Consider the following 26,196-nt stretch of genomic DNA (forward strand, 5'->3'; position numbering starts at 1 on the left):
AGCCACTGTCCCCGACCTGCGGATTCCGGCTCCTTGATCGGCTACACCACCCGGCGGGACGCCATCGCGGATCGTCGGGTGACGGGGGATCGGTGCCAGTTCTGGCCGGGTGGGCGGACCTGCCGAGTCGGCCGATTCGGCCTCCACGGGCGGCTCTGCCGTCGCCGTCCGAGGGACCGCGGGCCTACGAGGCGGCCGGGCTCTCTCCCGCGGCTTCGGTAAGCGTCTTCAGCGCACCAGGAGATCGATGGCGACCTTCAGTCGTTCGAGGTAGAACTCCCGTGATGCTGCCTGATGCTTGAGGCCGATCGATGCGCTGATCATCGTCTGGGCGACAGGGGGGGCCGCCTCTCGTCCTGACTCGACGGCGATCGCTTGTGTGATCAGTTCCTCGAAACGTCGCGGCGTGGTCTCGGCGATCTCTCCGAGGAGGTCGGGGTTGTCCTCAATGACCACTGAGACATCGCGCGTCAGCGGGCCGATATATCGGCCCGCCCACTGGTCGAACGCTTCGGCGAGACGCTCTGGAAGGGGTCGGCCGGTGTCGGTCAAGACGTGTTCGGCCGCTGTGATGTCCCGCTCCAGGGCCTGGGTGACCGCGGCACGGAACAGAGTCTCCTTCGAGGAGAAGAGGAAGTAGAGCCCGGGCCGGGAGATGTGCGCCGCCCGAGCCACCTCCTCCATCGAGGTCTTCCGATAACCGAATCGCGCGAACGTGACCATGGCGGAGTCCAGAACCATGGTCCGACGGTCGGTATCGGCGACTGCCGACGGCGGGTGGCCAACATCGGGACTGCTCATGACACGAGCATACGAGCAAGAAGCATACTATACAAATCAAGTCTAGTACGTATAGTCGCCGCCATGACTACTCGCGAACCCATCTCCACGCCCTTCACCGCCTCCAGTACCGCGGACGAGGTATTGCGGGACATCGACCTCACCGGCGTCCGCGCGATCGTGACGGGAGCTTCCTCCGGAATCGGGATCGAGACGGCTCGTGTGCTGACCGCTGCCGGGGCGGAGGTAACGCTCGCCGTCCGGAACACGACTGCGGGTGACGCCGTCGCTGAGACGATCACGAAGTCGACCGGAGGGATCCGGCCCCGAGTCGTCCGGCTCGACCTTGCCGACAGGACCGCCGTCACGCGCTTTGTTGACGCGTGGGGCGGCCCGCTTCACCTGCTGATCAACAACGCGGGCGTGGTCACTGGTGGCCTCGAACGAACACGTGAGGGCTGGGAGCTGCAATTCGCGACGAACCATCTCGGTCACTTCGCCCTGGCTGCCGGCCTTCATGATGCGCTGGCCCTGGGAGCGGCCGACCGCGACGGAGCACGGATCGTCTCGGTCAGTTCGACGGCGCACATGCGTTCTGGCATCGACTTCGACGACCTCCACTTCGAGCGTCGCAGCTACGACCCGCAGATTGCCTACGCCCAGTCGAAGACGGCGAACTCTCTCTTCGCCGTCGAGGCGACTCGCCTCTGGGCGTCCGAGGGCATCGTCGCCAATGTGGTGAACCCCGGCGGTGTCGCGACCGGACTGCAGCGGAACTTCACAACGCAACAGAAGGAGTCGCTCGATGCGGCCGAAGCCGCCGGAGTCTTCACGTACAAAACGGTCGAGCAGGGGGCCGCCACCAGCATCGTCGCGGCCGTCGCCCCGGAGTTCGCTCACTCAGGAGGCCATTACCTCGACGATTCACAAGAGGCATACACCGTGCCGAACGACGCCGACCTCGCGCAGCACCCGCACGGTGTCAAGGAATGGGCGCTCGATCCCGCCACCGCCAAGCGCCTCTGGACGGTCTCGACCGACCTGCTCCGCGTCTGACCTCTCGGCGCCACAGCAAGCGGTCCCTTGACCAGGTGGTCCAGTAGGAGTAACTGAACCGGTATCCCCAAGATCGCCGATCCAACGTCAAAACCCGGTCGGTCCCTCTCCGAGGGCCCGGTGCGGGACCCCGACTTCGGCGCGACCGAGATGCTGGCCAGCGCGGCTCAACACGCTGAACTTGACAGAGGAGTAGGCGCAGGCGTGGTCGGTTCACCCGGTTCGGCAACGAGAGACGCGACCGTACGCCTCGACTACTCGGTCGGGGTTGCTCCGCACACAACCGTGGCCGCCCTGGACGACTTCCGCCGGGCAGGTGTCGCGGTATCCGGCGAGGCACCGGGCCCGGAATAGTTCTGGCACCGGTTCAGGCTTCTCCCGTGCTGACCGCGCCGCGCCCGGCCGGGCCGCGCATGGCGCCATGGTCACGCACCGAGCGGGTACCAGCAGATGCGCAGTACCACGTTGCCGTCCGCACTGGCCACATCGTCGATGTCCAGGACCCACAAGGACACTTCGGTGTCTTTGGCGACGGGAATCGACATGTGGTCGTAAACCCCCTGGGTGCTCTGTCGCGTCTTCTTCCCGTGGGCCACGAGGTCAAGGTAGTAGGTCTTGCCAGGCACGGCGACCTGTACCCGGTGCTTACGCCCGTGCTTCTCGTCGTCACTGAACCACTCGAAACTCGCCGCCTCAATGGCGAGCATGCCGTTCTTGGCGGCCGTCATTCTCCATCTGCTGTTCTCCCGCGGCTTCCTTTGCGTCACCCCGTATTCCGTCACCGTGGGGGTGGCGAACAAAGGCCTCGCGAAAGAGATGTCTCCATTGGCCGTGATGCGTCCGCCGGCCGTGATGGCACCCGCGGTCAGAGTCTTGTCGGCCTTCACCGTGAGACCGTTATTGGCGGAGATGAGACCACTGGCCGTGATGGCGGCTGCGGTCAGAGTCTGGCCGGTGGGGACAGTGATGCCCTTGTTTCCGGTGACGGTTCCGTCGGCGGTGAGTGCGCCTTTGATCGTGACGCCCTTCTCGTCCTTATCGATGGTCAGCGCTTCGTTGACAAGACCACGGATGTCCCTGACGCGGAGAACGTTGCCGCCGGTCACCGTGGCGTGCGCACTGATCCGGACATCAGCGTTGAGGTCGGTTTCGCCGTTGACGGCGAGTTTGCCTCCGACGGTGAGTTTGTGGGTGCCGGTGATGGTGACGTCTCCCTCGAACGTGGTGGCGCGGGCCCAGGTCTTCTTGCCGTCCTTGTTGTCGGCGGTGAACGTGTCGGTGACACTGATCTTGTCGGTGGCAGTGACGGTTTTGGCGGCGATGTCGGGGTCCTTCACCGTGACGGTGGTGGACAGATAAAGGCTCACCGGCCGGTTGTTCGCGTCCTTGCCGCGGGCCTCAAGGACGAAGGTCGTCGTGTCGGTCAGGGCATGGGTGTCGCAGCTTCGGCCGGTGACCTTGGTCGGGGTTTCCGAGCGGCCGTCCCACAGGTAGTACTCGGTGCCCGCCTCGCTCCCCTCCCAACGCAGTACCGTCTTGAGGCGGTTGTTCACCTGCGGCTTCTCGCAGGAGAAGCTACGGAGGAAGAAGGAGTCGGGAATTTCCATCACTTTCTCCACGGGGTCGACGGAGAGGGGGCGGTCGTCCCAGTCATCGTCACTGGTGAAAGCCGTGTACGCCGAGACAGTGATCTGGGCATGGCCGGGAGCGCGGGTGACGGGAATGGAGGAGAGGATGAGTGTGAATCGCTGCCCGGCGCCGAAGGTGATCTGACCGCCGGGGACTTCGGGTGTGCAGACGAAGGTGGCAGCACCCGCAGTGAGTTGGGGGACGATCCGCCAGGCCTGGCCCGGGCGGCTGTAGTTGTAGTGGATGGCGTCGCCCCTGCTGGCGAGGTCGGTGGCGGCGGAGCCTACGGGCAGGGTGACCGTGATCCGTCGGCACCTGACGGGGGCGCTGCCCTCGGGTTTGGAGAAGGTGAGCTTGAGGACTCCGTTCTTGGTCTTGCTGGCGGTGGAGACGGGAAACCGCTGGGATGCGGGGTCCGGTTCGACATGGAGTAACGGTGTGGAAGTGCTGGCGGTCGGCTCCATCAATACCTCTGTATCGGGGAATTCACGGGCTTGCGCTAGTTGAGGGTGACGTTGCCGTCGAATGTGGTCGTGTTCGCCGTTGTCTTCTTCGTCCTGCCGTTGGCGGCGAAGGTCGCGTCCACCTCCAGCTTGTCGGTCACGTCCAGCGTCTTCGCCGTGATGTCGGGGCCGTTCACGGTGACGGTCGTGGACAGGTAGTGATGCACCGTCTCATTGGCCGCGTTCTTGGTCTGGGCATTGAGTACGAAGGTGGTGGTGCGGGTGAGTTCGTGGGTGGGTTCGGTGTGCAGGCCCGACACCTGGGGTGGGTTGAGTTTCTTGGGCGCGTGGTCGTCCCAGGAGAGGTAGTACTCGGTGTTGCGGGGCGTGCCCTCCCACTGAAGAACCGTGGCCGTGCCGTGCGCGACCCTTGGCCTCTGGCACGAGAAGCGGCGGAAGTAGAACTCGTTGCCGGCCTTTTCGACGGGGGGCAGGGCAATGGGCCGGTCCGCCCAGGTCGTGGTCGTACTGACGGAGAAGTGGCGCATGCCGAAGAAGCCGGTGGGTGTGGTGCTGAGCCGCACCCGCAGGTACCGGGCCTCCACGGGTGTGGTGAGGGTGTGGTTGTTGACCGATTGCGAGGAGTTGAAGGTCCGTCGTTGCCAGCTGTTGGTGGCGCCGGTGGTGGACGATTCCAGGACGGGTGTCCCGGATCGGTTGCCGCCGCCGGCAGTGCCGGTGAGCAGGTAGTAGCCGGTGACCGGCTGGACGGACCCGAGATCGAGGGTGAGGGTGCTGTTGATCGCCGGGGTGCCCTGGGTGCGGAATTCCGATGACCCGTCTCCCGCCAGGTTGCTCAAGGGGTAGGAGGGGTTGGCGGTCATGGTCGTGCTGAAGGTGCGCGCCGGGACTTCGCCGGTGCCGGTCGCCGTGGTCTCGGTCAGGGTGAGGCGCGCCGGGCCCTCGGCGCGGTTGATGGGGATGCTGGAGAGGATGAGGGTGAACTCGCGGCCGGCGCCGAAGGTGGTGTCGGCCGACGGCGTATCCGGTGTGCAGGTGAAGGTGAGGGCGGTGACCTCGGAAGGGGAGGTCGGCTCGGGTGGGGTCGTCTTCCGCTCGATGGTCCACTCGACGCCCGCGCTGTCGCGCGGGTAGTCATCGATGTCGTCGGCGTTGGCCGCATCGGTAGCGGCCACCAGATCGGTCCTGTTCGGGCCGACGGGAAGGGTGATGGTGAGCGCCCGGCACCGCACATCGGGACCGGAGCCGGGTTTGCGGAAGGTGAGGAAGAGGGTGCCCTTCTTGGTCTCCGTGGCCGTGGAGATGGAGAACTGGACGGGAACGGATTCGCCGACGGCCTGGAGCAGGGAGCCGGCCTGGGTGGCGGTCAGGTACACGGAGGGCCTCCGTCGGCGCGGTGACAACGACCGCTCCGGGATGGTGGGTTCGCGGGTGGGACGGCGGAAAGCGACTGGACGGCGGAGCGCGGCTGGGCGTCTCAGGCGACGTCATCCATGGCAATGACGGTGACCCGGAGTTCCGCCGAGTGGCGGGCCCGGGCGGCGGACTCGGTGGCGGTGTCATCGGTGACGCGGATGGTGGTGGTGCCGTCCTGGGCGTCCAGGGGGATGTTGTCCAGGATGAGGGTGAAGGCCCAGGTGGCGTCGAAGACGGCTTCGTGCCGTGGGTTTTCGGGGGTGCAGGTGAAGACGGTGCGGTCTGGCCGGGTCAACATCTTCCTGATTAGCCAGGCTCGGGAGCCCGGCGCGCGGTAGGCGGTGTTGATGCGTTCCGGCCGGGTGGTGAGGGCCCTGGGGTGGGTGCCGGTGGGCACCTCGACGGTGATGCCACGGCAGGTGGCGGGTGCCTGGGCGGCGCCGGTGCGGGTGACGGTGATGTCCAGGCGGCCCTGGCGGGGGTGGTGGGCGCTCGCGCGGGTCAGCGCGGTCGGGGTGGTGGCCAGGGCGTAGCTGAGGTGCGCGGTGGTGACGGGTTCGGTCAAGGGGCTTTCCTTCCGGCGGGCGCGGGTCAGGGCTGCGGGGTCGGCTCGGGGCCGGAGCCCGGGGTGGCCGGGCGGAGTTGGAGGTATCCCGCGCGCGCGGTGGGGTTTGGGTCGTCGGGGTGGGTGAGGTGATCGGCGGGGATCAGCGCGCGTTCGTCCCAGCCGGCGGCGTCGCCCTCGGTGGCGTCGGGCTGGGCCCAGGACCAGGTGCCGTAGCGGACCGAGAGCGGGGGGATGACCAGTGCGTCGACGTCGGGGGTGACCTGAAGGCCGCGGATGACCACCGTGCTCTGGGAGGCTTTCAGTTCCATTCGTACGAAGCGCGCGGTCAGGGGCGGCACAACGGTGCCGTCCGCGGGCCAGTGCAGTTCTGCCGGGTTGGCGGTGTCGGCGGTGAGGTCGGTCCACTCCTCGCCGTCGGCCGATGCCCTCAGCTGCCGGACGGAGGGGAGGCGCGCTCCGTCGGGCTCGCCAAGGAGGACCTGGACGCCGGTGACCGGCTGGACGGTACCCAGGTCGACGGTGACGGTGTCTCCGTTCCGGGGGGCCGAGCCGCTCTCGTACCAGGTGTCCGGCTTGCCGTCGAGGATGAGGCCGATGGGCCCGGCTTCCGGTGTGCTGCTGCCGTGGCCGGCCGGAATCGTGGTGGCGGCCGTGCGCATGCTGCGGGTGGTGGCCAGCAGGGGGTTGAGCCGGAAGGATGCGCGGACGGAGGCGAGGGCCTGGTGGACCTGGTCGGCGTCGAGCCTGAGGCTGTGGACGGGGAGGATGTCCGTGGTGGCGTGGACGGGCAGGTGGGGGTGGGCGAGGAGCGTCACATGACGGGTGACGCGGCCAAAGGCGCGGGCGGGCAGGGCAAGGTCTTCCCCGCTGACGGTCCCGATGTAGCCCGCACTGTTCCCGGCCGGCTGATGGGCGTGCAACAGGTCGTAGTCGACGGCCCGGTTGGGCTCGGCGCTGTAGTAGCCGATGAGTCCGTCGGCCAGCTTGTACGGGTCGCCCAGCCGGATCGCCCAGGTGTCCTGGGGGTAGTCCGCCGTGGGAGGGTCGAGGACGGTTGCCCATGAGGGGTCGGTGAGCGGGGGGCCGTCGAGCTCGAATTCGAGATCGGCGCGGATCAGGGCGACCGGCCGGCCGATGAGGCGGAGGGGGAGGTGGTCGTCTTCCGGAGCCGGGTCGACGGTGGTCCTGAGGCTGGTGTCGATGGTGGTGAGCAGGGCCTTGAACGCGTCCGCGGAGCTCTCGCGGCCGGTCAACGCCGCCAAGAATCCGTGCAGTTGTGGGTGGTCGTCCTCGAACCGCTGATCGTCGAGCCGGAGATAGGGGGAGTGGGGGAGTGGGTTGTAGTCGGCGGCCTTGGTCCCGTCGACGGTGGTGAGGACGCGCACTTCGCCCAGGGCCTGCCCGGTGGGCCCGTAGACGCCGAGTGTCTGGTCGAGGTAGTTGGCCAGAAGCCAGCCCGCGACCGGTGAGCCCTGGCCCACCGCGGCCGGGGCGGCGGGGACGGGACTGAACGTGAGGCGGGTGTCCTGGAGGATCCGGGGCGGAAGCTGGAAGAAGCGTTGAGGGTTGATCAACTCGGGTTCGGTGTACAGCTCCTTGCTGGGGGTCACCGTGGGGCTGGGCACCGGGTACTGGTCGTACGAGTTGCCGTCCTCGTCGTCGGAGGTGACCAGGTCCAGGGTGCGTCCGAAGCGGTCCATTACGCGCAGGCCGGTGAAGAAAAACTGTCCGGCCCTAATGGGCTGGAAGCGCCGCTGTCCGGGGCCCGCCCCGTCGGGTACATGATTCTGGTCCCCGGTCAGGCGGGCCGCCTCCCCTTCGGTCGGTACCTGTGCTCCGCCGTCGAGCTGCAACAGCCAGTCGTTGAAGCCGTCGAGGGTCTGGGAGAGGATGTCGAGCTTCTCCAGCTCCTCGCGCAGCGCGGCGAGCGAGCGCGTGTCGGCATCGGGATAGGTGGTCATGTACCGGGCCAGTTGGGCGCGGGCGACATAGACCGTGGTGGGGGCGAGGTAGGAGCGGCCGCGGAACTGCCTGTGCAGTACGTTGCCTTCGCTCTCGGAGTCGGCCGGGAGGGTGCCGGTGCCGTTCCAGCGGTAGCCGTAGGAGTTCAGGCCGGTGTCTTTTTCCGGAGCCTGGAAGGTCCAGTGGCAGTCCTCGCCGGTGCGGTAGGGAGTGGGGAAGAAGTTGAGCTCCCACATCAGGAACATCGGCAGCCAGGGCTGGCGCCACGGTGCCGTGAACTCGGCCGGCACTCCCTGTGCGTTGGCTTGGGGGTTTTCGAGGAGGTCGTGCAGGGCCGTGCTGTCCGGCGCGCCGGTGCGAGCGGCCCGTTCCAGGAGCGCGAACTCCTTGAGAAGGGCGGTGGCGGAGGCCGGCAGCGCGGGAATGCCCGGGTCATCCGGGTTCTCGGGTACGGGCGTCATGACGCCGTCCAGCTTGACGGCCTTGAGCAGGGTGGCGGGCAGGCGGCAGGGCAGCGGGTTGTCGCTGTCGCGGGTCAGTGGCACGGTGCCGCCGCCGGTGCCCTCGATGAGAAGGACCGGATCGGCCGGCTTGTGGAAGCCGGCCTTGGGCAGGCGCTTGAGCCGAAGGTGCTCGGACAGTCCCTTGCCGGTGGCCCAGGCGTCGATGGCGTCCTGGTCGTCGCCCGGGGGCGGAAGCTCGCTGCGGAGGGCGTCGAGCTCGGCGAGCTGAGTCTGGACCGCCTTGGCGGCACCGTCGTTGGCGGGGTTGAGTTGCCAGGCGCAGGTGGCCTCGAAGTCGGCGGGCGCGTCGTCCGGACGCAGATGGGCGGGCACGTTGCGTAGCACCTCGTTCAGCCAGTACAGGGACCACACCCGCCACTGGCTCGCGGTCAGTTGGCGCAGGGCGGCGTCGTAACGGCTCTGGTCGGAGTTGAGCGTTGTCAGCCATGCGGGGTTGAGGTCGGCGCCGCGACGCGTCGGCTGGGCATCGGGGTCCTCTACGGGGCGCGGAGCGATCTGCCAGCTGGAGCCGCCGTCCCGGCCGGAGAACCAGCTGCTGTGGGTGATCTCTTCCAGGTCGAGGTCCCCGTCGGCGCCGTCGAAGGTGTCCAGGGTGCCGTGGTAGAGGGCGCTGAACAGCTGGCCGGTGTGGGAGGAGCGGGACTGTCGGCCGACCAGTGCCGCGGCGGCCTCACCGGTGCTGTGCCCCAGGGCGATCTTGAGTTGTGCCCCGTTGACGGGGCGGTCGGGATCCTCGGGGGCCTGGCCGCGCTGCCATTCCAGGCCCAGCGCGGTGCCGCTGTAGACGGTGCGGAGCTCGCCCGCGGGTGCCGCGGTGATCTCGACATCGCGTACGGCGACCGGTTCGTCGCCGGCTTCCAGGAGGCACAGCTGAACGTAGCGGGCCGCGAAGGGGCCGGCGGGAACGTACTCGATGACGGGGCTTGCGGCCGCGAAGTCCTGGTGGTGGGCTTCGGGCCAGTCGGCGTTGTCCAGGGATGCCCGCAGGCGCACGGCGGGCAGCAGGTGTCCGCCGTCGAGATCGCCCGCGTGCACCCGGATGGTGCTGATCTGCTGCTCGCTGCCCAGGTCGATGGTGATCCAGCTGGAGTCGGCAGGGGGTTGGGCGCTGAGGTAGTAGGTGTCCGGGCGGCGGTCGAGTACGTGGTCGAGTGCGTGGGGTTCGGTGGTGCCCAGGGTGGTGGTGGCGCTTCGGCCGGCCATCGTCCAGCCCAGGGCCTGCATCACCTCGGCACGGGTGCCCTCGCTGTCCGGGGGCAGCAGGCCCGGGATTCGGGCAGCCTGTTCGAGGATGTCCTCGGTGGTGTCGCTGTACCAGCCGACGACCAGATAGCTCAGCCTGGCGTCGGGCGGATAACTGTCGCCCTCGCTACGGTCTTTGAGGTCTTCGAGATCGTCGTGCATCGAGAAGACGTTCTCGTGGTACGCCTGGTAGGCGGCGAAGGACGGCAGGCCCGCACCGACCGCGGTCAGGAACAGCTCACGCCCTTCGGGCTCCCGCCAGGGGCCGTCGGCGAGTGAGTGGATATTGCCGAGCCAGTCGACCTCCGGCGTCCGGGCGCGGGGGTTGAGGAAGCTGTTGATCGCCGTATGGCCGTCCCAGCCGTCGGGATCGTCGCTGTAGAGGTAGTCGCTGTGCACGACCCAGCCCCTGGCCGGCTTGGCGGCGCCGCGCACCTGGGCGTAGCGGACGACCAGCCAGCGATTGGGCACCAGCGGGTAGGCGGTCTGCCCGGTGGCCTCGTCCACGACGCCTTCGGTCAGTGCCTCGGGAAGCTGCCACTGGATATGGACCCCTTCGTCCATCTGGACGTTCCCGCCGCTGAACGGCTCGGGTTCGGCGGCGCCCCGGCCGGTCCCCTCGATGGTGCCCAGCATGCCGTCGAAGCTGGGCTTGTAGCGATGGACGGGCTGGCTGCGCACCTTGTCGTTGACCAGGAGGGCGTGGACTTCGACCGGCACGATCAGGTCGGTGGCGTTCATCAGCGCGCTTCCCCCGAGGTCGGTGTCGACTGCTTGATGGTGACGGCGAGATGGGGGCGGAGCCTGGTATCGGCGGCTTCCCTGGACGTGAGGTGGGCCGCCTGGACGGGTGACTCGTCCTTGGTGAGCGCCACGGACAACTGGCGGCTTCCGGCCTGGCGGCGGACATACTCGGTGATGTCGAATTCGAGCCATGCCCATACGCCGACCGGTCCAAGGTGCGCGACGCCGAGGGGACTCTCGGAGAGGTCCGGTTTGCCGGCCCAGTCGAGGCCGGCCTCTTCCCAGTCGCTGCCCGTGCCGTGCGCCTTCAGGTCGAAGTCGCCGGTGTCCATGGCCGAGGCATGGACGCGTAGCACGGCCCGGTCGACGCGGTCGGCGGGAGGGAGCCGGGAGGTGTCGAAGCGCAGATAGGCGATGCGGGTGACGTTGCTGGTGGGGCCATTGTTCTTGACGAGCAGTGGGTCGGTGGAGCCGAAGTCCGGCCCGGAGTCGTACTTGACGAAGGTGTCCGCGACGCACTTGCACCGGAGCATCCGGGGCAACAGAACTTGTTCGACAGGCGCATTGACGAGTTCCAGGGCGAACTGCCCCGGCTCCAGCCGGTCGTTGCCCGTGAGACCACAGGCCGTGGACAGGGCGGAGACCAGGCCGTCATCGCCACGCAGGTGCAGCACATCCCGTCCGCCGTCGGCACGGCCGGGGCGCAGATAGTCGAAGACCGTCTTCTGGGTGTCGGCTGTCGGGAATTCCTCCCCGGTGGGGTATCCGAGCCGGCCCTCCGTCAGATGCCGCAGGCTGATGCGCTCGGCGTCGTTGATGCCGAAATGGATGCCCTGCCCGGGCTCGCGGATGACGACGAGATCCGGGACGGCGTCCCACAGCAGCAACAGGACGTTGTGTGCGAGGTGGTCGCGGCGGAGCTCTTCGACCGGGTCGCCTTCGACCGTCGCCAGGATGTCGAACTCCGGCCAGGCACGCACGAGTTCGGAATGGATCAGCAGGCCGGCGGCTGGTTCCCCGGTGCCGCGGTCGCGGAGCAGGCGTTGACGCAGCAGCGGCTCCAGGTCGCGGTCGACGGAGGTGTGGGCGCCCACATCGGTCGCGCCGGCCACCAGGGCCTGGATCCAGCCGGGGTCGATCCGGAAGGCTCGCAGGCTTTCCGGCGGCAGCATCCGCGGGTCGGGGACCAGGTGGTTGAAGGGCACTCCGCGCAGCAGGCCCAGACGTTCGAGCCAGGGCGACGTGGTGGGGGTGCGCGCGTCCGCGGCGGCCGTGAGTGACTGTCGCGCCCGTGCGTCGGCGAGCAGGGCGCGCGTGCCGATCTGGGCGGTGCGGGCGGCGCGCCGCGGGCTGGGCTCGCGGACAAGGGGAGCTTGCAGGGCCCGGACCAGCCCGGGGCCGAAGTCCGCGGTGCTCAGCTCGCGAAGGGCGGCGGTGCCGGGCGGGGCATCGGGGTCATGACGGGCACGCTCGGGATCGGCGCTCAGGGTGCTCAAGGTGGCGTCGCGGTTGGCCATTTCCCGGCGTGCCGCGGTGACTTCGGCGCTGTAGTCGGGGTCGGCGAGGGCGATGGTGCGGCCCAGTGTCCAGGCGGCGGCGTAGCTGACGTCGAACAGGCCGTGCTGCCGGTCGTAGATCAGGGCGTGGTCGGCCGTGGTGTAGGGACCGTCGGTCTCGTTCAGGGGCAGTTGCGGGGCGGTCAGCGGGGTGCAGGGGCCGCGGTACCAGGCGTAGGTGTTCTCCCCGGACGGGGTGCGGTAGGCCACGGCGGTGTAGCCGTGGCGTAACCGTTGGAGCGCGTACTCCGCTTCCTGGGAGGACGCTGTGGCACCGGACGGCACCAGGCGCAGGGCAAGGTTCTCGCGGTCGTCCTCGCCGGGGGCCACCAGGTTGCGCAGCAGTTTGCCCGGGTTGAGACTGCCGTCGGGGTCGTTCGTGAAGGACCAGGACCACAGGCTGCACAGCCGTACGCGTTCGGTGTCGCCGGGCAGAGAGCCCTCGGCCAGGCGGCCGGTCCAGCCCTCCAGGGAGACCAGGTGCACCGCGTAGCTGCCCGGGGCGCGGGGGAAACGGTTGGCGGCGACGACCGCGTACTGGCCTTCGGTCATGACCTCGCCGTCATCGCGGCGTTGCGGGGCGGTGGCCACGTCGCGCATGTGGGTCAGGAAACGCAGTTCGTCCTCGCGCGGCACGTTTGCGGTGAACACGCGCGCCGGAACGTCGATGGTGCGGCACTCAAGGTCCTGGTCGACCCGGTCGTTGAGGGCCGGGCCGAGCGTGCCCGCTCCGGGGTTACGCAACTCCCGCACGGTGCGCTGGGTGAAGCCCCCCTCCGCCTCGGGGTCGTCGTCGACCTCGCCCTCGGCGAAGACGAGCAGCGCCAGCCACGGCTCCCGCTCCTCGGAACGGCTGATGAGCTCCCGTTCCCAGGGCAGCAGCGCCCGGTTCAAGGTGATGTGCGGCAGCACATGCGTGTAGAGGCCCGACGCACCGGCGGCCGGATAGGTGGCGTGGACGGTGGTGGGGTCCAGGAAGAACTGGGCCGCGAGGATCTCGTACCGGTCCGCGACCTCGGGCAGGGGGTCGTCCTGCGGATCGATCCGGACCCCGTCGCGGACCAGGTGCTGCTCCACGGTGACGGTGTAGACGCCGGCGGTGGCCGCGGGTTGCAGAGAGTTGTAGAAGGTGACGTTCAGGTCGGGGCTGTCGGTCATGCGGTCACCTCGTGCCGGTGGCGGTGAGCATCGGGAAGTCGGTCAGGGAATTGCCGGCGAGGCCGGCGTAGCGGGTCAGCGGACCGTCGCTGTCCGGCGCCACACCGAACGCGGCCAGGGCCTGGTGCACCTTGGTGCGGGTGGCCGTGGTCGGCACGAGGGTGTCGGCGATCACCCCGACGCTGTTGCCGTCCTCACCGGGCTCGGGAGGCGGGCCGGCAACCGCCGTGTCGTGCAGGGGCATGTTCCCGGGCGGCAGGCCGTCCACGTCCAGGGCCTCGGTGGGTACGGGACCGACGCACGGGCCCAGGGTCGGCGACGGCACCTTGACGGTCAGGCCGGTCAGGCGGCCCGGGACCAGTCCCTGCTGCTTCAGGGCCTCGTGGGGGTTGGCGAGCGGTTTGCCCCACAGGGCCTGGGGCACGCCCTCGGTGGTGGGGGTGACCTGCCACTTCGCCTCCTTCCAGTCGTAGGGCTGCCCGCTTCCGTCCAGGATGCCGACGGCCTGCTCGCTCACCACGCCGCTCAGCCGCATCGGCCGGATTTCGACGCGGGCCGCGTCACTGCCCGCGACGGTCGTCCCGTTCACGGTGATCTTCGAGGCCGGTACCGCGGACTCGACCGCGACGGTGAAGCCGTCGATGCGCACCAGGAGCGGGGCACCGGCAGCGGCCCGCGCTTCGGACTCGCCCGTTGTCACATCCGGCAGTTCGCAGCCCCTCTTCGGCGCGGTGCGCAGGGGTGCGGGCAGCTGGATCCGGAAGTCCTCCCACGGGACGGGGGGTGCTCCCACCCGGTCGGCGCCGAAGCCGAGGCTGAAGGAGATGAACCACACCTTGACCTTGGCCCGGCCGCCGACCGGCGGCAGCCACAGTTGCAGGCTCACCCCGATCTCCAGGGAGACGCGGATCCGCACGAAGAGCACCTTGACGGTGGCCGCGACCCCGATGCTCACCCCCAGCGCGATGTCGGCGTAGAAGGGCTTCCACTGGACGAGCGCGTCGAGGTGGGCGGTGAACCACGCCTGGACGTGGATGCCGTGGTGCCCGTCGTAGATGGCGGCGAACGCTCCGCCGACCATGAAGGCCCCATCGGTGAGCGCCGCGTACGCCTGGGCCTTGAGGGTCACCGGGCCCCGGGCCCAGATCATGCCCACCCGGGGCGGCGTGGGGTAGTGGGCGGGGCGCGGGAACTGGGGGTGGTAGCCGCCCGCCGAGAGCACGAAGCCCTTGGTGATGCCGCGCCCGGGGATGTCCTTGCCCCACACATAAAGGGAGATGCCGCCGGTCAGCTCTGCGGCCGGGTCGATGATGTACGAGCCCTTGGCGATCACCGAGTCCATGGAGAAGCGGCTAAGCGAGGAGTCGTAGACGAACACGAAGTCGACGACCACTTTGCCCAGCGCGGGGCCGATCTTCAGTCGCTGGGGCGAGGAGCTCCGCGCGTCGCTCTCGTTGGGCACGGTGGGCGGCAGGGACAGGGTGGTGCTGCCCGCGAGCATGGCCTTCCAGCCCGCCTGGCCCCACTCCACCAGGGCCAGGACGCGGGCGTTGATGAACTTGTAGACGGTGAACTCGACTCCGCCCGCGATCCAGTACTGGCCCTGTGCCGGCGTGATCCAGCCAGGCGGTGCCGCAAGTTCGTTCAGCGCCTGGCCGGGGGTGCGCGGCTCCACCTCGCCCCCCGGCGTCGCCGGTGCCGCGCCCAGCCGTTTGACCAGAGGGAACCTGCTGATCTCCGCGGTGGTGGGGACTCGTACGGTGCTGTTGATGCCGAAACCGAGCGCGATTCCGGTCACCGTCACCGGGCCGATGGTGAAGAGCCCGTTGGCCCGGGACCTGCCCGCCACGAGTTCGGCGTAGGCGAACAGCGAGGTCCAGCCGTCCGTCTTGTTGCGGACCCAGCTCCCGAAGACCTGGAGGGCGAACAGGTCCTGGATGTCCAGGCGTCCCGCCCCGGCCAGCGCCAGGTCGAAGTCCGGGCCGAGGTCCAGGTTCACCAGCGCGCCGGAGATCTCGACCTTGGGCGGGCCCGGGTACTCCATCGCCACGGCCGCGCCCTGCAGCACGGGACGGGCGTCGAAGTCCTTGTCGAGCCCGACCCCGAGGCCGATCAGTTCCACGACCAGCGGGCCGACGGTCATCGAGGCGTCGAAGGCCAGATACAGCAGCCCGTAGCCGAAGCCGAGCCGGGCATTGCTGAACCGCACCGCGCCGATGACATGGCCCAGCAGGTCGTGGGAGGAACCGGCCGGGTTATCCCGCGGCACGATGACCTGACCGGTGATCGGCACCGCCCGCTCCGGATGCGCCAGCGTCGCCTGGGCGTTTCCGCAACGGAGTACTGCCCACAGCTGAGGGCCCTTCTCCAGGTCTCCGGGCAGGAACTCGGGCAGCGGGCACGGCGCGGAGACGCTGAGCTCGGCCAGCAACCGGTTGAGCGTGTAGATCTCGGTCCTGTCCCACGGATGCTCGGCGTAGGCGAGGTGGATCTCGCCCAGGATGATGTCGGCGTCCTCCGGTGTCTCGACGGCGACCGGCAGGTCGGAGGCCCTGACCTGGGCGGAAGCGCGCAGCGCGATGAGGTTGCGGCGCTGGCGTGTGTTGGCCGGCACGGTCGCGACCGCCCACCCGTATTTCTCGGTGGTGGCGGTGACCACCAGGAGGTGGCTCCTGAAGTTGTAGGAGAAACCGGCGGAGGTCAGCTGCGGGTTCAGCGACTCGGGGATGGCCTCGGACACGTCCACGCCCAGGAACCGGGCGATGTCCGTTGCCGGCACTCCCCCCTGCTCAGCATGCCAGCGGCCGGTGACGCTCTCCGGCCACGGGAAGTTCTCGGTCGGGACGGCGAAGTCCATGGTGAAGCCGCCGGGCAGGAGGAGGGAGATGCCAGGGAACCTTGGATGCACCCCGAAGTTCTTCAGGTCGAAGTCGAAGCCCAGCCCGGGCAGACCCAGCGAGAAGCCCCCGCCGAGGTCGATCGTGGCGTCGAACACCAGGCGCAGCACCCAGTCCGCGCTGACCGTCCAGTCGAGGTCCTCCGGGTCCGGCCAGGACAGTCCGATCCCGGACAGGTGCAGTGGCCCCAGCGCCAGATCCGGGATGCCCGGCAGCCAGGAGAGGTCCGGGCGGCCCTGCGGCGGCCAGGGCAGACCCCAACGCACTGATGAGGTGCCGGGGATCCGCCAGTCCAGATCCAAAGAGAGCCCCGGCTGCCAGCTGCCGCCGCCGGATACCGGGGTCAGACCGGGCCACCATGAGCCGGACCCCAGGGAACCGATCCAGCCGTTCAGCCGGTCGGCCTGCGGCAGGCTCAGCCCGGTGCCGATCGCCGCGAGGCTGATCCCGTTGAGGAGGAAGTCCTGGATCCCTTCCAGCAGTTTGCCGATGAACGGGAGGTCCGGCAGCAGGGCGTCGAGCCCGTTGACGCCGAGCAGGGCGACCTTGCCCCATGGGGTGCCCCACTCGGGCAGGGCGGGCAGTCCGCCGAAGACCACCCGTAGCCACGGGGACTCGCCGATGAGCGCGAAGTCTCCCAGTGTGAGGTCCAACCGGAAGCCCAGCGAGGGAAGTTGCGGGGTGAACCGGTCCGGCAGCGGTGGCATGTCGATGCCGAAGACGCCGAGCAGGTCCGGTACCGGGATGTTCGCCTGGGGGGACCAGCCGGTCAGCAGCCCGGCCCCGGGCAGGCCCGGGAAGCCGGGCAGGTCACCGATGTCGAAGTGCACCGTGCCGCCCGGCCGGCCCAGCGACAGCTTGGGGAGGCGGCCCGCCACCTCCACGTCCCCCACCTCGGGAAAGCTGAACTCAAAGCCCAGGCCGGGCAGTTCCAGGGTGAGCCAACCGAGGTCGAAGCCCGCCTCGAAGTCGACATGCAGCCCGGTGGCCGAGAACGACAGACCGAACCCCGTCAGTCGCAGCCGCAGCGGGCCGAACGGGAAGGTGACCGGGCCGAAATCCGGCATCCAGGACGGCGGTGCCTCCAGGCGCACCACCCACAACCGAGTCTCTTCGCCGGGCAGCAGGCAGGCGGCACCCGCCCACAGACCTGCCTCCAGGTCGCGGCCCGGCAGGGCGGGCCACCACTGGCCGGGGTCTGCCACCGCGGCGGCAACGGCGGCATTGACCCGGACGCCATCTCCCGCGCTCATCCCTCCGGGTGCCACCGCGATCAGCTCCAGGCCACGCACACCCAGCCGGGCGTCCTCCGGGAACTCCTCGCCGAGGTAGGGAAGGTCAGCCGATGAGGCATGCACGTCCTTCAGCCCGATCAGCGCCACCAGCGCCTCTCCCGCGCTGGGCGCGGCGAAGACCAGACGGAGGTGCTCGGTCTCCACGGCGGCGACCACCGAGCCCGTGTCGAAGTCATGGACAAACGACAGCTCTTGAACGCCGGCCAGGAACACCTGTGGCGCATCCGCCAGTTCCACACCCCACAGCTCGGCCAGCGCGGCGACCGTGGTGTCCATCACCACCCGCACCGACAGCCCAGTCACCCACCCGTGTGCCTGATCACGGGCGAACTTCAGCTGAACCGCCACCGCTTCCCCGGCCACCCGCACCGTACCGGCGAATGACAGGGCTTCGTCGTTCACCTCCCGAGCCTGCTCGACCACCAGCCGGGTACCGGCCTTCAGCAACGCCAGCAGCTCCGAGAGCTTCCATTCCCACGGCTCGGGATCCAGGGCGAAGGAGCCGCCCTCGGCCGGGAAGTGTTCCAGGAGATCGTCGACGGAAACGGGCATGGAGGACGCCCTCTCATAGGCGACGGCAGGAGATATGCAGGAACTCCGTGCCGACGCAACGAGGGCCGCACACCGCCCGATGCCCGAGGCACGGCGAGATAGGACCACGGCCTCATGTCGCGTGGCAATGTCACGTTCAAGGGAGCGAACAGATACCGCCAATCGCCCCAAAGCCCACCATGGCGGTTGCGCCGTGCTATGGGTACTCACTCACCGTCATCGTTGCGCCCCTTGTCGGCTACCGCCGCCTCAGGTGCCCTGAGTCGGGAGAGGGCACCGTTACCCCTGATCGTCGAAGGCTCTGCCCGGGCACGTGGGATGCGGCGGTGCGTCCGGCTGGCCGAACGGTGCGGCATGTCAAGGCTCCTTCGACATGGCGCTGGCACCGGACGGATCGCCTGCCTATGTCGCTGTGCTCGCCCCGGGCCAGGTGTCCGTGATCGACCCCCACGGCCACCGCCGCCGTGGTTCCTTCGGGGTACCGACCCATTCAACGCGACTGCCACCTCCGGCGCGGTCTACGCCACTGACCCGGGGGCGGGCGCCCTGACGGTCATCAACCCCTAGACCCTCAGGCCGACATGCCGACGGCGAGCAGGCGCCGTTGGATGACGTTGGACTTCTGGTCAGTGCTGTACCTGCGTCTCCGGGGGCCCTGATGTCCGCGCCGGAGCCCGAAGGCTTCGTCGTTGCTGATCGCAGGCGGCTGCGCAGGTCGTCGCTGGGGCGATGAGACCGGGCGCGGGTGTCCCGACCTGCACACAAAGATAGCTTCAGCGCTGCGAGTTCCCTGTTCGCTTCCGTGCGCCCCCGCGCTGCGGCTGCTGTGCTGGGAGCATGGGTGGGTGCTGTCCCGGGCCGGGGTCTGACTCATGAGAACTCTGACCGCGGTGTCTTACTCACGCTGTGTCGACCGCTGACCGGGGATGGTGCGTTGCTGGCACCGGGCTCGGCCGGGTGTGTCCCGATAGGGGCCTGCCGACCCATCAGGTCTATTCACAGTTCTGACCGCCCGCGCGGGCCGGTGCCGGCCACGCGATGCGCCATCGGGTCGGAGGGTGAACGAACATGACCGCTACGTCCTTAACCCCGCGTACTCGCCGACGCCGGCCTACGGGGGAGGTGGACCTCGGAGTGGACACGCACCGGGATGCTCATGTGGCGGCCGTGCTCTCCCCGGTGGGGGCGGTGATCGGTACCGAAGAGTTCCCGGCCACCGCGGCCGGATACCGCGAACCGCTTCAGCGGACCAGCGGCTTGGGCACGGTACGGCGGGCCGGGGTGGAGGGCACCGGCTCCTTCGGAGCAGCCCTCTCCCGCTACCTGCTGGCCCAGGGCGTGGAAGTGCTCGACGTGAACCGGCCCGACCGGACCGACCGCCGCCGGCGCGGCAAATCGGACCCGCTCGATGCCCAGAACGCGGCCCGGGCGGTGCTGAGCGGGCGGGCACGCGCCCGGGCCAAGTCCGGCGACGGACCCGTGCAGATCGCCCGGATGTACAAACTCACCAAAGGGTCGGCAGTCAAAGCGCGCACCCAGGCGATCAACCAGCTCAAGGCCGTCCTCGTCACCGCTGACCCGGACCTGCGGGAAGAACTGGCCCGGCTGGGCAACCCGGGGCCATCCCCCGGGTGATAGCGGGCGCATCGCGGCCTGGTCGGCAGTGAGGTGGAAGGCCAGGGGCCGGAAGTTCCGGCTTGCGCACGGTGCCGACGACCCGGTGCCCGGCGCCTCCTCGGCGAAGGCGCGGCCGAGGCCGCCGCTGACACCGTCCTGTCGTCGGACGGCGATCGACCGGAGTCGCTGCCGGCGCCGGTCGGTTCCGCGCCCGGCGCCGGCATGGTGACGCTTCGGCCGGCGCCGCCGGTGTGGCGGCGCCGGGCTACCTGGCCGTGGCCGGTGGGCGGGTCAGGCTGCCTTGAGCTGCGCGGCTATCCTCACCACGCGCTGGGCCTGGTGACGGGCGGCGGCGCGGGTGGTGTCGTCCACCGGGTTCGTGCCCTGCCCGTCCACGTGCGAGGTGCCGTAAGGGTTGCCGTCGGCGAACTTGACCGGGTCCGTGAAGCCCGGGGCGACCACGATGCCGCCGAAGTGGTGGACGCTGGTGTAGAGCGCCTGGAGCGTCGTCTCCTGGCCGGCGTGGGCGGTCGCGGACGAGGTGAAGCCGCTGTAGACCTTGTCGGCCAGCTTCCCCTGCCCCCACAGCCCGCCGAGGGTGTCGATGAACTGCTTGAGCTGCGAGGAGAGGTTCCCGAACCGGGTGGCGGATCCGAACAGTACGGCGTCGGCCCACTCGATGTCCTCGGGTGTCGCCTCGGGGATGTCCGCGGTGGCGGCGTGGTTGGCCGCCCACGCCGGATTGGCCTCGATGGCTGCCCGCGGGGCCAGCTCGGCGGCCTTCACCAGGCGGACCTCGGCACCCGCCTTCACGCCGGCATCGCGCAGTTCTTTGGCGATCTCGGTGATGGTGCCGGTGGAGGAGTAGTAGACGATCGAAAGCTTGACGGGAGTGGCCACGGCGATGGCTCCGTTCGGTTTCAGGGATTCTGAATGGAATGGGAAGAACTAGACGACCGGTCGTCTAAATCAAGCTAGACGACCGGTCGAGTTGCGTCAAGGCCGGGTGCCCGCGATGACGGCGGGAGCGATGAAGCCCGTCGGACGACGAGCCGCACCCGGGTGGGGCTCAGGTGGCGACGGCAGTCCTGCCCGGGTCATTGGGGTGAGGTTCCAGGGCCCTCGCCGCCGAGGTCATCCACGGCCAGAGCGGCAGCGTGCCGAGCACCTTCTCGTACAGTTCGCCCTCGTCGGCGGCCCGCCACAGACCGATGCTGCGCAGTTCGCCCGCCGGGCGCCACAGCCGAACGAGGTGCCCCGCCGCGGCCAGCTCCCCGGCCCTGACGGATTCCTCGGCGCGGCGACGGTCAACCTCCGCAGGGCCGATGCCCTCGGGGACGGTGGTGGTGAGCTCGACCAGGAACTCCTTCATGACAGCTTCTCCTTCTCTCTGCGGGGCCCGCCGGCCCCCTCGCGACGTCGTGCAGGAGGCGGCTTCGCCGCCCATGGATTCCGCGGGCGCACACCCTGTGCCCGGCGGTACGCACGTCTTTTGAAATAACTCGACCGGTCGTCTACTTTACATAGACGACCGCCCGGCTACTAGTCAGGCAGTCCCCCTCTCCCTTGAAGAAGGTCAGGTCACCATGAGCACGCAGGTTCAGAAGGTCGCGGTTGTCACCGGTGCATCGCAGGGCATCGGGGCCGGGATTGTCACCGCCTATCGCAAGCTGGGCTACGGCGTCGTCGCCACCTCGCGCCGCATCCCCGCGTCCGACGATCCCGACGTCGTCACCGTCCAGGGCGACATCGCCGACCGCTCGACCGCGGAGCGCGTTATCGCCGCCGGCGTCGAGCGTTTCGGCCGTATCGACACGCTGGTCAACAACGCGGGGATCTTCGTCGCGAAGCCCTTCACCGACTACACCAAGGGTGACTACGACGCGGTGCTCGGCGTGAACCTGGACGGTTTCTTCCGCATCACCCAGCTCGCGGTGGAGCGCATGCTCGAGCAGGGCGGCGGTCACGTGGTGCAGATCACGAGCACACTCGCCGACCAGGCCGACTCCAGGGTGACCTCCGTACTCGCCTCTCTGACCAAGGGCGGACTGCAGTCGGCCACCAAGGCGCTGGCCATCGAGTACGCCGGCCGCGGCATCCGCAGCAACGCCGTGGCGCTGGGCACCATCAAGACACCCATGCACTCCGAGGAGCATCACGCGGCACTCGCGGCACTGCATCCGGTCGGCCGCATGGGCGAGGTGAGCGACATCGTCGACGCGGTCGTCTACCTGGAGAACGCCCCGTTCGTCACGGGCGAGATCCTCCACGTCGACGGCGGCAAGAGCGCCGGATCCTGAGCGGCGGGCACTCGTCGCCGGCCCGCCCGGCACTGACGACGAACCGACCGGCACCCCCGGGACCGGTCCGGCGGCCCGGGCGGGCTACTGCCTCGTCCCGGACCACGTACGTCCCCGTCTCACGAGGAGAGGACACTCCATGACTTCGCCACTCAACGGCCTCGCCGTGGACAACCCGGTTCTGGCCGCGCCGATGGCCGGCGGTCCCAGCACCCCCGCACTGGTCGTGGCGGCGGCCCGGGCGAACGGACTGGGGTTCCTCGCGGGCGGATACAAGACCGCCGACGTGCTGGCCGAGCAGATCGCCGAGGCCCGACGCCACGACATCGCCTTCGGGGTCAACCTCTTCGCTCCCCACCCCCTGCCGGTCGATCCGGAGGCCTTCCGGCGCTATGCCGCCGCGATCGCCCCCGAAGCCCGGGCCTACGAACTCGACGTCCAGGCGGCGGGAATCACCGAGGACAACGACCACTGGTCGGACAAGATCGACTTGCTGCTGTCCGCACCGGTACCGGTCGTCAGCTTCACCTTCGCCATCCCGGACGCAGCCGTCATCGCCGCGCTGCGCGCCGCCGGAACCCTGGTCGTCCAGACGGTCACGTCACCGGCGGAGGCCCGCCTGGCCGCGGACGCGGGCGCCGATGCACTGGCCGTACAGGCGTCGGCCGCGGGAGGGCACTCCGGCACGTTCACCCCCGAGCACGTTCCGGCCTCCGTGCCGCTGACCGATCTGCTGGGGCGGATACGGGAGGAGGTGTCGCTGCCGCTCGTCGCCGCGGGCGGGCTGGCCACCCCGGCCGACGTGGCCGAGGCACTGCGCGCCGGGGCCGAGGCGGTCATGGTCGGCACGGTCCTGCTGCGGGCGGACGAAGCCGGTACGTCGCTTCCCCACAAGGCCGCCCTGGCCGACCCGAAGCGCCACCGGACCGTGATGACCAGGGCGTTCACGGGCCGGCCCGCGCGGGCTCTGGCCAACCGGTTCACCGACCACTACAGCGACCTCGCCCCCTCCGGCTATCCCGCCGTGCACCATCTGACCAGGCCGATGCGCCAAGCCGCCGCCGCAGCCGGCGACCCCGAGCGGATCAATCTGTGGGCCGGGACCGGGTACCGCCAGGCCACCGCCGAGCCCGCCGCCCAGATCCTGCGGAGACTGGCCTCCCACGTCTGAACGCCCTCCGCGCCCGACGCACGCCACGGCGCCGGCGGTCCGTCACCTCCGGGCGGACGCCCTCCGGCGCCCCACGCATCGACCTGTCGGCAGCGGACCAGGGCTCATGCCTCGGCCGCTGCCTCCTGCGGCGCCCGAGCCCCCAGCAGGGCCAGGCAATTCGCCCAGAGAACGCTCAACTGGGACGTGTTGTTGTAGAGCTTGGCCAGCAGCACCTGCCCTTCGAGCTGCGCGACGACCGATCGCGCCGCCTCATGAGTGTCGGCGACAGTGACCTCGCCACGCTCACGCGCCTCGGCGACGACCGACTCCACCATGCCGACCTGGGCGTCGAAGATCTCTTGCAGGCGCCGGCGGATCACTTCGGTCTGGTTGCTCAGCTCCAGCGAGAGGTTCCCGAACAAGCAGCCGGAGACGGTGCCACAGCTCTTCTGCCCCGCGCGCTGGCTCGCCTCGGTCTCCTCGAAGAGCTGCCGCAGCCGCTGTAGAGGATCGGCGTCGCCGCGCAGAACGCGGGTCCACTCGCGACGCTGGCCGGCCCAGTGCTCGTCGAGCACGGTCAGCGCCAGAGCCTCCTTGGACTCGAAGAAGTAGTAGAAGCTCCCCTTGGGCACCCCGGCCGTCTTGCAGATCTCGGCCACGCCCAGCGCCGAGTAACCACGCAGCTCGATGAGCGACTGCGTGGCACTGATGATCTTCTCCCTGGCATCACTGGTCCGTCCCATGGTTGCAAGTATACGACCGCTCGACTACTTTGCTACTAGACCGGTCGACTAGTAGCTCTCCGGGGCCGCTCGGCCGCAGTCCGCAACCGCCTGCGGGGGAGCCGCTGCCCACAGGCCCACGCACAGATGAGAGCTGAAGCAAATGAGCCATCCGCTGCATGACGTTCTTCGGCGCTGGAAGGCCGCTTTCGACGGCCATCAGCCCGACGCCATGGCCGATTTGTTCACCCCGGACGCCCTTTTCCAGGGCTTCGGACCTGCCGTCCTCACAGCCCGGGAGGCGGTACGGGGCTACTACGAAGCCGTACCGCCCGACCGAAGGGCCGAGGTGACGGTCCTGCACACCTACACGATCGGCGAGCAGGCCGCCGGAGGCTTCGCGGACGTCACGTTCGGCGACGCGCACGACTGGGAGGCCCATGTACATCTGTCGCTGGTGCTCCAACTCGACGACGCCGGCTGGCGAATCCGCCAGTACCACGTCTCCCGCGTCGAGGCCGAACACTAGCGAACACGGCCGGGCCAGGCGGAGTACCGGACGTGCACCGACCTTCGCCCAGGCCCAGGGCCCGTGTGAGCTGTGATCAATCTTCGGTTTCTGTCCCCGTACGGGGACAGAAACCGGTAGGACGCCGGGCGTGACGCGTAGGCAACTCACCGACGATCAGTGGAAGTTCATCGAGCCCTACCTGCCGATCGGCGCGGCCTCGCTGGAGCCGGTGCTGGAGCAGCCCACGGTGTTCTCGGCTCCGTCGGTGCCGGCGGGCGCGTGCCACAGGCCGGCGAGGATACGGCGTTTCGCCCGCCTTCATCTGCTGATCTGGACGTGATGGGACAGTACGCCCGTGAAGTGGCTGCCGGGTTGGGAGAATCGACGGGTGCTGTCCCGGGCTGGGATCTGACTCGCGTGAGAGCGGACCAACGGTGTCTTGTCACAGATGTGTCGGTCTTCGGCGAGGGGCGGCGCGTTGCCGGCACCAGGCCGGTGGGACGTGTCTCGATAGGGGCTCTGCCGTCCACCAGCGCAGTCACAGTTCCGACCGCCCGCCCGGTCTGGTACAGGCCCCTTGCCACGCCGTTCAGCCGGGAGACGACTGCCCATGACCAGCACGCTCACCGCCCCAGCAACGCGCCCGCTCCCGTCGAGGGCGGGGGAGATTGCCCTCGGTGTGGACACCCACCGGGATCTGCATGTTGCCGCCGTACTCTCCTCGCTCGGAGCGGTGCTCGGCACCGCGGCCTTTCCCACCACCGCGGCCGGCTACCGCCAGCTCCTTGAATGGGCCTGCCAGTTCGGCAAAGTGTCCCGGGCCGGGGTGGAGGGGACCGGCAGCTATGGTGCGGGCCTGTGCCGCTACCTCCTGGCCCAGCGCATCGAGGTGATCGACGTGAACCGGCCCGACCGTGCGGCCCGCCGCAGGAACGGGAAAACGGACCCGCTGGATGCGCAGGAGGCGGCGCGCGCGGTGCTAAACGGCCGGGCCCGCGTGCAGGCCGAAACCGGCGACGGGCCGGTGCAGAGCGCCCGGATGTTCAAACTTGCCAAGGACTCCGCGGTCAAGGCCCGCACCCAGGCGATCAACCAGCTCAAGGCCATCGTGGTCACCGCAGATCCCGTGCTGCGGGACGAGTTGGCAGGGCTGAGCAACTCCGCGCTGTTCCGCACCTGCGCGCGATTCGGTGGCATCGAGGAGGACGGTGGCCCGGGGCAGGACGTGCTCCAGGCCACCCGCATCACACTGTGTCTGCTGGCGCAGCGCATCGAGCAGCTGACCGAACAGATCCGCGCACTCGACCAGCGCCTGTCCCGGCTCGTGGAACACCACTTCCCGCAGTTGCTGGCACCGGTGGGCATTGGGCCGGACAGCGCTGCGACTTTGATGATTGCGATGGGAGACAATCCGGGACGCCTCCACAGCGAGGCGTCGTTCGCTGCGCTGTGCGGGGTCAGCCCCATCGAGTACTCCTCGGGGCGCGAGCGGTGCTGGCGGCTCAACCGTGGGGGAGACCGGCAGGCCAATTCAGCGCTCCACCGCATTGTGCACGCCCGCCTCCGGTACGACCCCCGTACCCGGGCCTACTACGAACGGCGCATCGCGGAAGGCAAGACCCGACGTGAGATCGTCCGCTGCCTCAAACGCTACGTGGCCCGTGAGTTCTTCCACCTGGTCCGGCCCGAGAGCACCTTCCGCGAAGTGGTATAGGACCCCGCCAGGGGCTCAGGCTCCGGCCCCGAAGGCGGTGCCACACCTTCCGAGCTGAGCGTGGCGCTCCACGTCGCTCGGTGCCGAACGCTGCCCTCAACCGGAGCGTGACCTGCGCTGTTACGGCCCTCGTGGCGCGACACGGTCTACCTCCCCGCAGGCCCCCGCTATAGGGGCTTCTGTGAGATCTGAGAGCGTGCAAGGCGTGAGTGAGCTGTCCGCGCCCACCCCGCAACGCCGCTTCTCCGGGCCAGAAGACCCCGGCCTTGATCACGAGCAAGGCACCGCATCCGTACCAGCAGATCACGGTGAGCTACGGCAAGCCGGGGCACGCGA

17 protein-coding genes are annotated in these 26,196 nt (G+C 69.2%); 7 read left to right on the plus strand and 10 right to left on the minus strand.

What is annotated here, in order from left to right:
* Nucleotides 1-228: 228 nt before the first annotated feature.
* Complete coding sequence (locus M8I34_RS23390) at nt 229-801, minus strand: TetR/AcrR family transcriptional regulator (protein ID WP_374210973.1); 573 nt, start codon at nt 799-801, stop codon at nt 229-231.
* A gap of 63 nt (nt 802-864) precedes the next feature.
* Between M8I34_RS23390 and M8I34_RS23395 the strand changes: the two genes are divergently transcribed.
* The gene (locus M8I34_RS23395) at nt 865-1,836 is read left to right on the plus strand and encodes an SDR family NAD(P)-dependent oxidoreductase (protein ID WP_250052033.1); all 972 of its coding nucleotides are present in this window, start codon (nt 865-867) and stop codon (nt 1,834-1,836) included.
* A gap of 425 nt (nt 1,837-2,261) precedes the next feature.
* Here M8I34_RS23395 and M8I34_RS23400 read toward each other — a convergent pair whose 3' ends face one another.
* From M8I34_RS23400 to M8I34_RS23425, 6 genes are all read right to left on the minus strand, one after another.
* Complete coding sequence (locus tag M8I34_RS23400; RefSeq protein ID WP_250052035.1) at nt 2,262-3,929, minus strand: hypothetical protein; 1,668 nt, start codon at nt 3,927-3,929, stop codon at nt 2,262-2,264.
* Nucleotides 3,930-3,964: 35 nt separating this feature from the next.
* The gene (locus M8I34_RS23405; protein WP_250052037.1) at nt 3,965-5,305 is read right to left on the minus strand and encodes a discoidin domain-containing protein; all 1,341 of its coding nucleotides are present in this window, start codon (nt 5,303-5,305) and stop codon (nt 3,965-3,967) included.
* Nucleotides 5,306-5,406: 101 nt separating this feature from the next.
* Complete coding sequence (locus M8I34_RS23410) at nt 5,407-5,910, minus strand: hypothetical protein (RefSeq protein ID WP_250052039.1); 504 nt, start codon at nt 5,908-5,910, stop codon at nt 5,407-5,409.
* 26 nt (nt 5,911-5,936) lie between these two features.
* Nucleotides 5,937-10,382: a discoidin domain-containing protein gene (locus tag M8I34_RS23415; protein WP_250052041.1), complete on the minus strand. Its 4,446-nt coding sequence runs from the start codon at nt 10,380-10,382 to the stop codon at nt 5,937-5,939.
* A complete protein-coding gene (locus M8I34_RS23420; protein WP_250052043.1) occupies nt 10,382-13,099 on the minus strand; it encodes a DNRLRE domain-containing protein in 2,718 nt (905 codons plus the stop codon). Before M8I34_RS23420 ends, M8I34_RS23415 begins: the two co-directional genes overlap by 1 nt.
* Before the next feature lie 4 nt (nt 13,100-13,103).
* A complete protein-coding gene (locus M8I34_RS23425) occupies nt 13,104-17,843 on the minus strand; it encodes a DUF6603 domain-containing protein (RefSeq protein WP_250052045.1) in 4,740 nt (1,579 codons plus the stop codon).
* Between the two features lie 1,134 nt (nt 17,844-18,977).
* On the opposite strand from M8I34_RS23425, the gene M8I34_RS23430 reads away from it, so the two are divergent.
* Nucleotides 18,978-19,478 carry an IS110 family transposase gene (locus M8I34_RS23430; protein WP_250052047.1) on the plus strand — a complete coding sequence of 167 codons (501 nt, stop codon included), beginning with the start codon at nt 18,978-18,980 and terminating at the stop codon, nt 19,476-19,478.
* Between the two features lie 273 nt (nt 19,479-19,751).
* Here M8I34_RS23430 and wrbA read toward each other — a convergent pair whose 3' ends face one another.
* Complete coding sequence (gene wrbA / locus M8I34_RS23435) at nt 19,752-20,360, minus strand: NAD(P)H:quinone oxidoreductase (protein WP_250052049.1); 609 nt, start codon at nt 20,358-20,360, stop codon at nt 19,752-19,754.
* A gap of 169 nt (nt 20,361-20,529) precedes the next feature.
* Nucleotides 20,530-20,832 (minus strand): muconolactone Delta-isomerase family protein, encoded by a 303-nt coding sequence (locus tag M8I34_RS23440; protein WP_250052051.1) that lies wholly within the window; start codon nt 20,830-20,832, stop codon nt 20,530-20,532.
* A gap of 214 nt (nt 20,833-21,046) precedes the next feature.
* On the opposite strand from M8I34_RS23440, the gene M8I34_RS23445 reads away from it, so the two are divergent.
* Together M8I34_RS23445 and M8I34_RS23450 are read left to right on the plus strand one after the other, a co-directional pair.
* On the plus strand, nt 21,047-21,760 hold the full coding sequence (locus tag M8I34_RS23445) for an SDR family NAD(P)-dependent oxidoreductase (RefSeq protein WP_250052053.1): 714 nt from the start codon (nt 21,047-21,049) through the stop codon (nt 21,758-21,760).
* 139 nt (nt 21,761-21,899) lie between these two features.
* A complete protein-coding gene (locus M8I34_RS23450) occupies nt 21,900-22,931 on the plus strand; it encodes a nitronate monooxygenase (RefSeq protein WP_250052055.1) in 1,032 nt (343 codons plus the stop codon).
* Nucleotides 22,932-23,035: 104 nt separating this feature from the next.
* Here the strand turns inward: M8I34_RS23450 and M8I34_RS23455 are convergent, their stop codons facing one another.
* Entirely contained in the window at nt 23,036-23,656 is a 621-nt protein-coding gene (locus M8I34_RS23455) for a TetR/AcrR family transcriptional regulator (RefSeq protein ID WP_250052057.1), read from the minus strand.
* Nucleotides 23,657-23,798: 142 nt separating this feature from the next.
* On the opposite strand from M8I34_RS23455, the gene M8I34_RS23460 reads away from it, so the two are divergent.
* The 3 genes from M8I34_RS23460 to M8I34_RS23470 all read left to right on the plus strand — a co-directional run bounded on the left by M8I34_RS23460 (nt 23,799) and on the right by M8I34_RS23470 (nt 25,860).
* Nucleotides 23,799-24,164: an SgcJ/EcaC family oxidoreductase gene (locus tag M8I34_RS23460; protein WP_250052059.1), complete on the plus strand. Its 366-nt coding sequence runs from the start codon at nt 23,799-23,801 to the stop codon at nt 24,162-24,164.
* A 130-nt stretch (nt 24,165-24,294) separates the two neighbouring features.
* Entirely contained in the window at nt 24,295-24,486 is a 192-nt protein-coding gene (locus M8I34_RS23465) for a hypothetical protein (protein WP_250052061.1), read from the plus strand.
* A 270-nt stretch (nt 24,487-24,756) separates the two neighbouring features.
* The gene (locus M8I34_RS23470) at nt 24,757-25,860 is read left to right on the plus strand and encodes an IS110 family transposase (protein WP_250052063.1); all 1,104 of its coding nucleotides are present in this window, start codon (nt 24,757-24,759) and stop codon (nt 25,858-25,860) included.
* Nucleotides 25,861-26,196: the final 336 nt, after the last annotated feature.

Origin of the sequence: Streptomyces sp. MCA2 (assembly GCF_023544705.1) — a bacterium.
Classification (GTDB): Bacteria; Actinomycetota; Actinomycetes; order Streptomycetales; family Streptomycetaceae; genus Streptomyces; species Streptomyces decoyicus.